Source organism: Pseudomonas sp. VD-NE ins (assembly GCF_031882575.1).
Lineage (GTDB): Bacteria > Pseudomonadota > Gammaproteobacteria > Pseudomonadales > Pseudomonadaceae > Aquipseudomonas > Aquipseudomonas fluorescens_BZ.
This window is the reverse complement of record NZ_CP134772.1, coordinates 5,598,049-5,610,000: the sequence shown is the minus strand read 5'-3', so window position 1 is coordinate 5,610,000 and position 11,952 is coordinate 5,598,049. Positions and strand designations below refer to the sequence as shown.

Here is an 11,952-nt window from a genome sequence, read left to right as displayed (position 1 = left end):
AGGCCAGCTTGGCGTTGGTTGTCCAAGTTTAAGGTGGTAGGCTGAGATCTTAGGTAAATCCGGGATCTTAAGGCCGAGAGCTGATGACGAGTTACCCTTTGGGTGACGAAGTGGTTGATGCCATGCTTCCAAGAAAAGCTTCTAAGCTTCAGGTAACCAGGAACCGTACCCCAAACCGACACAGGTGGTTGGGTAGAGAATACCAAGGCGCTTGAGAGAACTCGGGTGAAGGAACTAGGCAAAATGGCACCGTAACTTCGGGAGAAGGTGCGCCGGTGAGGGTGAAGGACTTGCTCCGTAAGCTCATGCCGGTCGAAGATACCAGGCCGCTGCGACTGTTTATTAAAAACACAGCACTCTGCAAACACGAAAGTGGACGTATAGGGTGTGACGCCTGCCCGGTGCCGGAAGGTTAATTGATGGGGTTAGCTAACGCGAAGCTCTTGATCGAAGCCCCGGTAAACGGCGGCCGTAACTATAACGGTCCTAAGGTAGCGAAATTCCTTGTCGGGTAAGTTCCGACCTGCACGAATGGCGTAACGATGGCGGCGCTGTCTCCACCCGAGACTCAGTGAAATTGAAATCGCTGTGAAGATGCAGTGTATCCGCGGCTAGACGGAAAGACCCCGTGAACCTTTACTATAGCTTTGCACTGGACTTTGAATTTGCTTGTGTAGGATAGGTGGGAGGCTTTGAAGCGTGGACGCCAGTTCGCGTGGAGCCATCCTTGAAATACCACCCTGGCAACTTTGAGGTTCTAACTCAGGTCCGTTATCCGGATCGAGGACAGTGTATGGTGGGTAGTTTGACTGGGGCGGTCTCCTCCTAAAGAGTAACGGAGGAGTACGAAGGTGCGCTCAGACCGGTCGGAAATCGGTCGTAGAGTATAAAGGCAAAAGCGCGCTTGACTGCGAGACAGACACGTCGAGCAGGTACGAAAGTAGGTCTTAGTGATCCGGTGGTTCTGTATGGAAGGGCCATCGCTCAACGGATAAAAGGTACTCCGGGGATAACAGGCTGATACCGCCCAAGAGTTCATATCGACGGCGGTGTTTGGCACCTCGATGTCGGCTCATCACATCCTGGGGCTGAAGCCGGTCCCAAGGGTATGGCTGTTCGCCATTTAAAGTGGTACGCGAGCTGGGTTTAGAACGTCGTGAGACAGTTCGGTCCCTATCTGCCGTGGACGTTTGAGATTTGAGAGGGGCTGCTCCTAGTACGAGAGGACCGGAGTGGACGAACCTCTGGTGTTCCGGTTGTCACGCCAGTGGCATTGCCGGGTAGCTATGTTCGGGAAAGATAACCGCTGAAAGCATCTAAGCGGGAAACTTGCCTCAAGATGAGATCTCACTGGAACCTTGAGTTCCCTGAAGGGCCGTCGAAGACTACGACGTTGATAGGTTGGGTGTGTAAGCGCTGTGAGGCGTTGAGCTAACCAATACTAATTGCCCGTGAGGCTTGACCATATAACACCCAAGCAATTTGCGTCGAAGAGACCAGATTGCGGTGTGTGAAGACGAAACGAACCGAAAGTTCGACTGCACTTGAAAAAGCAGCACAAAACACCGAAAGCTGTCACATACCCAATTTGCTGAAGCGAGGCCATCTGGTCACGACTCAGTACCCGAATTTCTTGACGACCATAGAGCGTTGGAACCACCTGATCCCATCCCGAACTCAGCAGTGAAACGATGCATCGCCGATGGTAGTGTGGGGTTTCCCCATGTGAGAGTAGGTCATCGTCAAGATTAAATTCCGAAACCCCAATTGCGAAAGCAGTTGGGGTTTTGTTTTGCCCGCAGGAAAGTTTTTTACTCGCGACAGCGAACAAATTTGCACAGTTATTTTCGAATCAGAACACTAGAATAGCCCCACCTTATTCGGAGCCAGAGCCTGTATGTCAGAGTCGGTTGACGCCCCCGGGCTGTCAGATTTACCGCTGGAAGACTTGGTGGCCTGTCATGAGTGCGACCTGCTGATGCGCAAGCCAAAACTTGCCCATGGCGAAAAAGCCCTCTGCCCACGCTGCGGTTACGAGTTGTACGCCCACCGCCATAACGTGGTGCAGCGCAGCCTCGCCTTGGTGATCGCAGCATTATTGCTGTACATCCCGGCAAACTTTTTACCCATCATGCAACTCAATATCCTCGGGCAATCTTCGCAGGATACGGTCTGGAGTGGTGTACTCGGCCTGTTCAACACCGACATGCAGGGCGTATCGATCGTCGTATTCCTGTGCAGCATGGCCATTCCGTTGCTCAAGTTGCTGTGCCAATTATTCGTTTTGCTGACGATTCGTTTTAACGTCGGCCGCAGTTACGGTCTGCTTCTTTACCGCATTTACCACCACCTCAAAGACTGGGGAATGCTCGAGGTCTACCTGATGGGCGTATTGGTGGCTATCGTCAAACTGGCGGATATGGCAGCCATCACCGTCGGTCTTGGCCTGGCGTGTTTCATTGGTTTGTTACTAGTACAGGTATGGCTGGAGGTGGTGATGTCACCGCATCAGATCTGGCAGGCGTTATCAGGGGAAGATGCTCATGCGGGCGATTGATGCGGGCATTCTGGTGTGTACCGAATGCCACGAATTGAACAAGCAGGAAGCGGACACCGACGAGCAAACCTGCAGCCGTTGCGGTGCGTTGGTTCACGCCCGGCGTCCGAACAGCCTCGCGCGAACCTGGGCGCTGCTGATCACGGCGGCCATCATCTATATTCCGGCCAATGTCTTACCGATCATGACTGTCAGTTCTTTGGGTCAGGGTGATCCGAGTACCATCATGTCCGGCGTGATCCAACTAGTGCAACACGGCATGATCCCGATTGCCGCCGTGGTGTTCATCGCCAGTATTCTGGTGCCAACCTTCAAACTGGTCGGCATCGCGCTGTTGCTTTTCTCAGTACAAAGACGCCAGCCGTTGTCCGCTCGGCAGCGCATCTGGATGTATCGTTTTATCGAGTTCATTGGCCGCTGGTCGATGCTCGATATATTTGTGATCGCCATTCTGGTGGCGGTCGTCAACTTCGGCCGGCTTGCCAGTGTCGAAGCCAATCTTGGCGCCATCGCCTTCGCCAGTGTGGTGATTCTGACGATGCTCGCCGCAGTAACTTTCGATCCCCGACTGATTTGGGATAACACGGAGTCGGACGACGACCATGACTGAATTGCCCGTAGCGAAAACCCGACCGGCTTCGAACTGGTCTGCCATTTGGGTACTGCCTCTGATCGCGCTGATCATCGGCGGTTGGCTCGGTTGGCGTGCCTATTCCGAAACCGGTATCGAGATCCAGATCCGCTTCGAGAGTGGCGAAGGCATCCAGGCCAACAAGACCGAGGTCATGTACAAGGGCATGTCGGTCGGCAAGGTCAAGGCGCTTAAACTCGACGATGAAGGCAACTCAAAAGGGGTGATCGCCACCGTCGAGATGAATAAAGATGTGGAGCAATACCTCAAGACCAGCACGCGCTTCTGGCTGGTCAAACCCAGCGTGACCCTGGCCGGCATCACCGGTCTGGAAACCTTGGTGTCGGGTAACTACGTTGCCATCAGTCCTGGCGAAGGCGAACCTGTGCGCAAGTTCAAGGCGCTGGCCGAAGAGCCGCCGCTGTCGGATGCCAAACCCGGTCTGCACCTGACCATCAAGGCTGATCGTCTCGGTTCGTTGAATCGGGGCAGCCCGGTGTTCTACAAACAGATCAAGGTTGGCCAGATCAAAAGCTATGTGCTTTCGGAAGATCAAAGCACCGTTGAGCTCAAAGTCTTCATCGAGCCAACCTACGCCAAACTGGTGCGCAAACACACGCGTTTCTGGAACGCCAGCGGCATCAGCATCGACGCCAACCTGTCCGGCGTGAAAGTGCGCAGCGAATCGCTGGCCAGCATCGTCGCCGGTGGTATCGCCTTCGCCACGCCGGAGAACCGCAAGGACAGCCCGCCGACCGATCCTAGCCTGCCGTTCCGTCTCTACGAAGACTTCGATGCCGCGGCTGCCGGGATTCGCGTGAAGGTCAAACTCAGCGACTTCGAAGGCCTGCAGGCTGGCCGCACGCCAGTCATGTACAAAGGCATTCAGGTCGGCAACCTGAAAGCGTTGAAGGTCGATCCGGATCTCAACAGCGCAACCGCCGAGTTGACCCTGGATCCGTTGGCCGAAGACTATCTGGTCGATGGCACCCAGTTCTGGGTGGTCAAGCCGTCGATTTCTCTGGCCGGTATCACCGGGCTGGAAGCGCTGGTGAAAGGTAACTACATCGCTGTGCGTCCGGGTGACAAGGGCGCTGTGCCGAAACGCGAGTTCGAGGCACGGCCGAAAGCGCCGCCGCTGGATCTGCGTTCGCCGGGCCTGCACCTGGTGTTGTTCACCGACACGCTCGGCTCGATCGATGTCGGCAGTCCGATTCTGTACAAACAGGTCAAGGTCGGTTCGGTACAGAGCTATCAGTTCTCCAAGACCCGCAAGCAACTGGTCATCGGTGTGCACATCGAGAAGGAGTACGAAAACCTGGTCAACGCCTCGACGCGTTTCTGGAACGTCAGTGGTGTCACGCTGACTGGCGGGTTGACCGGCGGTATTCAAGTCAAAAGCGAATCGCTGCAGACCCTGATGGCCGGCGGTATCGCGTTCGAAACGCCGCAAGCCAAGGCGCCGCTGCAGAAGCGTATTCCGCGTTTCCGTCTGTTCGCCAATCATGATGACGCTAATCAGAAGGGCGCCGTAGTGACGATCAAGGTCGATCGCGCTGATGGTTTGCGCAGCGGCACGCCAGTGCGCTTCAAAGGGCTGGATGTCGGCAAGATTGAAAGTGTCGATCTGACCGATGATCTGCAATCGGTGATCCTCACGGCACGGATTACCGAAGTGCCGGAGAGGATCGCCCGGGTCGGCAGCCAATTCTGGGTGGTCAAGCCTGAGTTGGGCCTGATCAAGACAGAAAATCTGGAAACCCTGGTGACCGGGAAATACATCGAAGTGCAACCGGCGGCGAAGAACCTCGGCCCGCAGAAGAACTTCGTTGCCCTGGCCAATGCGCCGGAAGTGACCAAGCAAGAGGCGGGGTTGAGTCTGGTTTTGAGCGCTGCCCGTCGAGGTTCGCTGAAACCGGGTGTGCCGGTGACGTATCGCGAAATTACCGTGGGTAAAGTCACCGGTTATGAACTGGGCCAGACCGCCGATCGTGTGTTGGTGCACATTCTGATCGAGCCGAAGTACGCGCCGTTGGTGCGTAGCGGAAGCCGGTTCTGGAACACCAGCGGTGTCGGGTTTGATATCGGTTTGTTCAACGGACTGACAGTGCGCACCGAGTCGCTGGAGACGGCGATTCAGGGCGGGATTGCTTTCGCCACGCCGGATGGCGAGCGCATGGGCAACCCGGCGCGGGCTGAGCAGACGTTCCCGTTGTTCGACAAGTTTGAGGATGAGTGGCTGACGTGGGCGCCGAAGATTTCGCTCGGTAAGTAACCCGGCGTCTACAAAGACGCCATCGCTGGCAAGCCAGCTCCCACAGTGGTAGGTGGTGTGCACAAAATATGTGTATGACGCAGAAACCTGTGGGAGCTGGCCAGCGATAGGACCGGCAAATTCAACACAACTTCCAAGCCATAAAAAAGGGCCGCGATCCCAGCAGATCGCGGCCCTTTTTTGTCTTCAGTTAACGCCGATCAAACCGCGTCCAGCTCCGGCTCATCCGCTTCAACATTGACCGTAGCCTTCACCACATCATGACGGCGGATGTACTTCCAGTCCGCCTCATCGATGTAGATCCCCGCCGGGCCGCTGCCGCCTTCCAGGTCGATCGCGACACTGGCGCAAACCTGCGGCTTCACACTCGCCAGAATCGGCACGAAGCCCAGTTGCAGACTGGTTTCCAGCAGTGCGGCCTGGTTCTTCTCGTCGATGTCCGCCGCCTCATCGAGGTAATACGGCAGACGTACGCGACCGGCCTGATCGCGATCCATCAAGTGCAGCAACAAATACATGTTGGTCAGCGCTTTGATGGTCATGGTCGTGCCGTTGGACGCCGCGCCATCGATGTCGGTGTGAATAACCGGTTGACCGTTGACCTTGGTGATCTCGAACGCCAGCTCAAACAAGTCCTTGAGACCGAGCTGGTTGTGGTTCGCCGCCACCAGCCGCGCCAGGTATTCCTTGGCCTCTTCGTTCTTGTTGTCCTGCTCGGCGCTTTGGCTGAGATCGAACACCGACAGGGTTTCGCCTTCTTCGTACTGACCGGCGCTGTGGATGATCTGGTCGATGTGCTTGAGCGCTTCCTTGTTTGGCGCGAGGACGATACGGAAGCTCTGCAGGTTGGACACCTGACGCTTGTTGATCTCGCGGTTGAACAGCGCCAGTTGATGCTCGAGGCTGTCGTAGTCGCTGCGAATGTTGCGCAGCGTTCGGGCGATGTCGGTGACCGCCGCACGACGGGCCTTGCCCAGTGTCAGCGCTTCATCGGTGCGATGCGCGTAAGCGTTGATCAGCAGCGACAGACGGCGCTCCATGTCGTCTTCGCTGTCGAACTTGGCCACGCCTTTCAGACGTACTTGCGCATACAGCGCTTCGATCTGGCCATCGGCGCGCAGCAGGCCTTGCCAGCTGTCCTGATAGTCGTTGAGCAGCGGCAGCAGGTTGTCCATGGAGTCGTCGACCGGATCCATGAACGGCGTACCGAACGGCAGGTCCGCTGGCAACAGCTGACGACGGCGCAGCGCATCGTCCAGCGTACGTTGCTTGGCTTCCATGTCGGCGATCTGGCGGCCGACCAGTTGCAGCTTGGCCGACAGTTGCTGGACGCGCTCGGTGAAGGCATCGCTGGAACGCTTGAGTTCGTCCTGCGCGCCTTCCATCTGCGCCAGTTGCTCGAGCTTGTCGCTTTCTTCGGCGCTTAGGGTCTGCGTGCGGCGGAAATCTTCCAGGGCTTTCTGCGCGTCCAGCACTTGCTGGTACAGCGCTTCGGTCTGGGTCTTGCTCGCGGCGCGGTCGGCGGCCACGGCTTGCTGGGTTTTCAGTTGCTTGAGTTCTTTTTCCAGACGCTCTTTCTGATCGCGCAGCGCGGCACGGTCAGCCAAGGCTTGCAGCGCCGGCGGCTCAATGTGCGAGATGTCGATCGACAGGCCCGGCACTTCGAAGCGCTCGCCTTTGAAGCCATCGAGAATCAGCTCAACCGATTTGACCCACTCACCATCGTCGTCGAGAGTAATGCCGTGCTCGCCCAGCGGCAGGCTGAACAGTGCGCTGTTGAACAGACGCATCAAGCGCTCGACGTCCTGTTGCGAGAACTCTTCGCGCAGGCGGGCGTAGCTGTTGTTGTCGGCGTGGTCGAGTTGCTGCTTCACCGACTTCAGGCGTTTTTCCAGATCGCGCACGCGCTCTTCCAGATCTTCAGCACTGAACTGGCGCGATTGCGCCAGAGCACCGGCCAATTCGTCATGCGCGTCCTTGGCAGCGAGCAATTGTTGCTCGAGCACTTTGACGTCGTCGACCAGGGCAAAGCGATTCTTCAGCACCGACAACTCGCCGAGCCAGCGCTGGATGCCGGAGATTTCCCGCTCCAGACGCATCAGTTCCTGGGTGCCACCGCGTTGATCGTTTTGCAGACTGTCCTGCTCGCCACGGTAGTGGTCGGCCTGAATCGTCAGCTCTTCCTTGCGCGCACTGGCGTAGTCCGACCAGGTGCCGAGCAACGAGTCGAGCAGCGGCGACAGGCGATGCAGTTTGCCGCGCAGCACGTCGCGCTGTTTTACACCGTTGGCCAAGGCTTCAACCAACGGGCCGGCAGCGACCAGCGAGTTGTAGTCCTGTTCCATTCGACGTACATCGCGGAAGGCTTCTTCGCACGCGGCGATGTAATCGACGCTGCCGGAACGCAGGCTGTGTTCGAAGGCATCGAGGAACAACTGCTTGAGCTTGGCCGCGGTGATTTCGCGCATGTGCAGCAAGTTGATGAACAGTGCGCGGAAGGTCTTCAGGCTCTGCTCGCTGGTGGAACGCAGCGGAATCAACGTCAGATCCAGCGGGATCGACGTGTGACCGCCCACCAGCAAACGGCGCAGCTCATCCGGCTTGAGTTCGTAGGCTTTCAGGCCTTCTTTCTCAAGGTTGCTGAACAGCTCTTTCTGGCGCAGGCAGGTGTCGTTCTTCTGGTAATGCGCCAGATCGAGTTTGCCGGCATAGGCGAAGAACTGGTGACCGAAACCACCGCCCGGGCCACGACCGACCACACCGATCACGTGCGGGCCGTGCGGCAGGTTCACTTCGACGAGGATGTAGCTGGTGTCGGAGGCGAAGTAGAAGCGCCGCGATTGTTCGAGGCTGTACTTGCCGAAACTCATGTCCGACATGCGCGCCAGAATCGGGAACTGCAAGGCGTTGATCGACGCCGATTTACCGAGGTTGTTTGCGCCGTAAACCGACAACGGTTCTTCCAGCGGGAACAGGCCGAGGCTGTAACCGGCGGTGTTCAAAAGGGCAAAGCGGCGGATGCCGTAGCGTTCCTGGCTCATGCGTCGGACTCCTGTTCTTCGGCAATGGCGCGGGCCAGTGCGTCTTCTTCGCTTTCCTCTTCAAATTCGGAAAGATCGAGCGGATCGTCGGTTTCGAGGAATTTGGCTTCCGCTACTTCGTCGATCAGCACCGGTGCTGGCAGCGGCAGTACGCTGTGCACGCTGGCCGCCAGATCGCGGTCCTGCTGCACCGACAGGCACACGTCGAGGAAACGGTGCATCGGCGGCAGGAAGCGGTACACGCCGTTTTCTTCGCTGGCGAAACCGAGTTGAGTCATGCGGCGCATGATCTTTTCTTCGAGTTCTTCGACGGTCTGCACTTCGGCCTGAATGAACAGGTCGCGGTATTTCTCCAGCAGCGACGGCAACTCTTCGCGGCCGAGGCTGCCGCCATCGAGCACGGCAATCGGGTCGCGGCCCTGATCGGCCAGGTGCTCGACGAGGATGAAGGTGAACAGCGCCAGACGCTGCGCAGTCTTGTTCACCGCTGCGGCGGCCATGTCCGGCACAAAGTAGTAGAAACCACGGGTGTCGCAGACCAGCTCAAAACCCAGCGCCTTGAACAGCGTGCGGTATTGATCCTGGAAGTTCGACAGTTGTGCGTACAGTTCCGGATCGCGGCGGCTGACGTGGTAACCCTTGAACAGCTCGCGGAAGATCGGCGCGAGTTGCGACAGTTCGGAAAGATCAAGATGCATTGGGGATGCTCGCAGAATTCTCGGCGGCGCTGTCGCTGGCCGAGAGCAGGGCGAAGGAGCGCAGGCTGACCTGGTGCTCGTGAGTGTGGTATTCGCGGCGTTCCAGCCGCTCGCGCTTGAAGCGTTTTTCCCGCGATAGACGCGAGAACCAGTAGAGCAATTCGTCGGTAGCGCCGTCCGGTTCCTGTTCCAGCAGCCAGGTCATCAGATCCGGCATCGGCAGGGCTTCTTCGCAACGGTCGACCATCTCGCGCACGGTGCGTGGTGCGCGTGGGGCTTCGCCTTTCTGCGTCTTGTGCGCCTTGGGGAAGCGCGCCGGTTTCGGCTCGAAACGCGCCAAGGCGTACACGTAGGCTTCGACCTGACTGGCGCTGCCGAGGAAGGTGCTTTGCGGGCGGGTGAACAGCGGCATCGCCGCTTGCGGCACGGCGTCGATGCCTTTGCGGCGAATCGCCGCCAGGGCCAACGCGGCACCACGGGTCACGGCGTTGTGCCGGCGCGCTTCTTCACGCAGCGGCAGCAATAGTTCGCGGGCGTGGCGCAGGGTCAGCTGAGCGCTGGTCTGCATTTCGAGGATGCGTGCGTGGGTGCGCAGCAGCATGTCGTCGTCGACCAGATGGCCGAGGCGCTGCTGTTCGCTGAGCATCTTCAGCAATACGGTTTCGACTTTGCGCACGCCTTGTTCGAAGGCGCCGTCGGCGTTCACCAGATCGATCATCGGCTCGACGTATTCGTCCCAGGTCGCCAGTACTTCGGCATAACGCTGACGCAAGGGAATCTGCCGGTCGCTGGTCTTCGCGCGTTCGGCGACGGCGACCAGCGCTTGTTCGTCGTTGTCGAGCTTCTTCAGTACGTCGCGCACGCGCATGTCGAGCAGGCGCAACTGGCGGGCGAGGTCATGGCCATCGCGGACTTCGAATGCGTCCTGGATGTAACCGGCCAGACGTTCGAGGTGGCGCAGATAGGCTTCGATTTCCAGGCACAGGCCCAGTCGGTGCTCGCGACGCAGATAAGCGAGGAAATCATGGATCTGTGCGTTCAGCTCGAAACGGTTCGGGCTTTTTGCCACCGGAATCAGAATATCGAGGCGAATCCACACGTCGAGCAGGCTGGTAATGTCCTGCGGCGTGCTGTCCAGTTGTTGGGCGGCCAGTTGCGAGCGCAGTTCGTTGAGGCTCAATGTGCCTTGGTCGAAGTGCTCACACAGTGGCTCAAGCAGTGCCCAGTGTTCAGCGAGGGCGCGCAAGACGCGCTTGGGTTCGATCATCGGAATGCCCGGCTGGTTGGCAATGAAAAGCGGCGATTGTACTGCATCACGAAGGATGCGATTCACTCTTGGGACGGACTGTTGCTTTCTATGGGTGAAGCGCGTCGGCAAAGGGTGTTGGTCAAGTCTATCGATCAACAACGGGCGATCTTGAGCGAAGGGCGGTAGAATCAGCGCACTTCAGTTATCCACAAGTGGCCGACCCTTGCTAATCGAGTCCCGCCGCCGCGCCTATTTGAACGCCATGCAGGTGGTCAATTGGCTGCCGCGCACCGAATTGCCCTTCGCCGCACCGTCGCGCCCCGAGCTGCTGGACATGCCCGAGCCCGAGGTAGAGGCACCGGTCGTGCTTGCTCCGCAGGCCGAAGCCCCGGTGCAAACGGCTGCCGCTCGTCCGGTCGAACGGCCGAAAATCGAAGTACCGCGGCCGTCGTTGGCGAGTACCCGCACCGGTGCCAAACCGGTAGAAGAGGCCGACGACACGCCAGTCGTCGCCAAACCGGCACCGGTACCCCCACCGCGTTTCGCCCTGCAACTGCTGCGCGCCGGGCGTTGCCTGCTGCTGGTCGAGTTACCCACAGGCGAACCGTTCCAGAGCCGCGATCCGGCTTATCTGTTGCTCAAAGACATGTTGCGCGCCGCCGGTCTGCCCGATGCACCGCAAATTGTCGGCGAACCGGTGCGTTGGCCATGGCTCAATCGCGGCACCATGGATCAAGGCCCGGAAGCGGCGCGTGACTTTGTGCAGGGTTTCCTTTCGGTGCAAATGGAAGCCGCTCCGTGCGCCTGTCTGTGGCTGATCGGCCTGCCGGCGGTGCGTTTTGCCGGTGAAGCGGATGCCGAAGCGTTCAATCGTGAATTGCAGATCGAAGGTCTGGGTTCGGCCTGGGCCATTCCCGGTCTGGAATTGTTAATGGAAGAGCCACAGCGCAAGGCCGCTGTGTGGCAAGCCATGCGTCGGCTGATGGCGCGCTGGAAAGAATCGAATGAGTGACGCTGTATCGTTCCGCCCGATGACCGAGGCGGATCTGGAAACCGTGCTGAAAATCGAGTACGCCGCTTACAGTCATCCGTGGACCCGGGGGATTTTTCTCGACGGCCTGGGCAAGTACCAGATCTGGCTGATGTTCGAAGGTGAGCAACAGGTCGGCCATGGCGTGGTGCAGATCATTCTGGATGAGGCGCATCTGCTCAATATCACCGTCAAACCGGAGAATCAGGGGCGTGGGCTGGGGCTGAAGTTGCTGGAGCATCTGATGTCGCGGGCCTATGCGGCTTCGGCGCGGGAATGTTTTCTGGAAGTGCGTGACAGCAATACGGGCGCGTTCAAGTTGTATGAACGTTATGGCTTCAACGAGATTGGCCGGCGTCGGGATTATTATCCGGCGGTGGGCGGGCGTGAGGATGCCGTGGTCATGGCCTGCACCCTGGTTGACTGACCGTCCTTAAAAGCTTCGTCGGAACGCCGCCCGGAGCAAGCTCG

8 protein-coding genes and 2 rRNA genes (1 of these 10 only partly in view) are annotated in these 11,952 nt (G+C 58.5%); 7 read left to right on the top strand and 3 right to left on the bottom strand.

The annotated features are described in order from the left end of the window. From RMV17_RS24965 to RMV17_RS24945, 5 genes are all read left to right on the top strand, one after another. Nucleotides 1–1,466, top strand: a 23S ribosomal RNA gene (locus RMV17_RS24965); it begins 1,428 nt to the left of the window's first position. Between the two features lie 166 nt (nucleotides 1,467–1,632). Next, nucleotides 1,633–1,748 (top strand): 5S ribosomal RNA (rrf, locus tag RMV17_RS24960). Between the two features lie 149 nt (nucleotides 1,749–1,897). Continuing rightward, a complete protein-coding gene (locus RMV17_RS24955; protein WP_034156071.1) occupies nucleotides 1,898–2,557 on the top strand; it encodes a paraquat-inducible protein A in 660 nt (219 codons plus the stop codon). Beyond that, nucleotides 2,544–3,167 (top strand): paraquat-inducible protein A, encoded by a 624-nt coding sequence (locus tag RMV17_RS24950; RefSeq protein WP_034156070.1) that lies wholly within the window; start codon nucleotides 2,544–2,546, stop codon nucleotides 3,165–3,167. The genes RMV17_RS24955 and RMV17_RS24950 overlap by 14 nt, the downstream gene beginning before the upstream one ends. Further along, nucleotides 3,160–5,463: an MlaD family protein gene (locus RMV17_RS24945; RefSeq protein WP_311883320.1), complete on the top strand. Its 2,304-nt coding sequence runs from the start codon at nucleotides 3,160–3,162 to the stop codon at nucleotides 5,461–5,463. Before RMV17_RS24950 ends, RMV17_RS24945 begins: the two co-directional genes overlap by 8 nt. Before the next feature lie 200 nt (nucleotides 5,464–5,663). On the opposite strand, the gene mksF is transcribed toward RMV17_RS24945, so the two are convergent. The 3 genes from mksF to mksB are packed head-to-tail and all read right to left on the bottom strand — an operon-like array spanning nucleotide 5,664 to nucleotide 10,469. Beyond that, nucleotides 5,664–8,504, bottom strand: a complete 2,841-nt coding sequence (mksF, locus tag RMV17_RS24940) for an Mks condensin complex protein MksF (protein WP_102901100.1) — start codon at nucleotides 8,502–8,504, stop codon at nucleotides 5,664–5,666. Next, nucleotides 8,501–9,202, bottom strand: coding sequence for an Mks condensin complex protein MksE (gene mksE, locus RMV17_RS24935; RefSeq protein WP_311883316.1), 702 nt, complete (start codon nucleotides 9,200–9,202; stop codon nucleotides 8,501–8,503). The genes mksF and mksE overlap by 4 nt, the downstream gene beginning before the upstream one ends. Beyond that, nucleotides 9,192–10,469, bottom strand: a complete 1,278-nt coding sequence (mksB, locus tag RMV17_RS24930) for an Mks condensin complex protein MksB (RefSeq protein WP_007912967.1) — start codon at nucleotides 10,467–10,469, stop codon at nucleotides 9,192–9,194. The genes mksE and mksB overlap by 11 nt, the downstream gene beginning before the upstream one ends. A 244-nt stretch (nucleotides 10,470–10,713) precedes the next feature. On the opposite strand from mksB, the gene RMV17_RS24925 reads away from it, so the two are divergent. Together RMV17_RS24925 and rimI are read left to right on the top strand one after the other, a co-directional pair. Next, nucleotides 10,714–11,463, top strand: a complete 750-nt coding sequence (locus tag RMV17_RS24925; protein WP_034156065.1) for a hypothetical protein — start codon at nucleotides 10,714–10,716, stop codon at nucleotides 11,461–11,463. After that, on the top strand, nucleotides 11,456–11,908 hold the full coding sequence (gene rimI / locus RMV17_RS24920) for a ribosomal protein S18-alanine N-acetyltransferase (RefSeq protein WP_034156064.1): 453 nt from the start codon (nucleotides 11,456–11,458) through the stop codon (nucleotides 11,906–11,908). The genes RMV17_RS24925 and rimI overlap by 8 nt, the downstream gene beginning before the upstream one ends. The last annotated feature ends 44 nt before the right edge of the window (nucleotides 11,909–11,952 follow it).

Coding starts and splice junctions, on each gene's coding strand:
- rimI (WP_034156064.1), top strand. CDS start 11,456: ATGAGTGACGCTGTATCGTTCCGCCCGATGACCGAGGCGGATCTGGAA.
- RMV17_RS24950 (WP_034156070.1), top strand. CDS start 2,544: ATGCGGGCGATTGATGCGGGCATTCTGGTGTGTACCGAATGCCACGAA.
- RMV17_RS24925 (WP_034156065.1), top strand. CDS start 10,714: ATGCAGGTGGTCAATTGGCTGCCGCGCACCGAATTGCCCTTCGCCGCA.
- mksF (WP_102901100.1), bottom strand. CDS start 8,504: ATGAGCCAGGAACGCTACGGCATCCGCCGCTTTGCCCTTTTGAACACC.
- mksE (WP_311883316.1), bottom strand. CDS start 9,202: ATGCATCTTGATCTTTCCGAACTGTCGCAACTCGCGCCGATCTTCCGC.
- RMV17_RS24945 (WP_311883320.1), top strand. CDS start 3,160: ATGACTGAATTGCCCGTAGCGAAAACCCGACCGGCTTCGAACTGGTCT.
- RMV17_RS24955 (WP_034156071.1), top strand. CDS start 1,898: ATGTCAGAGTCGGTTGACGCCCCCGGGCTGTCAGATTTACCGCTGGAA.
- mksB (WP_007912967.1), bottom strand. CDS start 10,469: ATGATCGAACCCAAGCGCGTCTTGCGCGCCCTCGCTGAACACTGGGCA.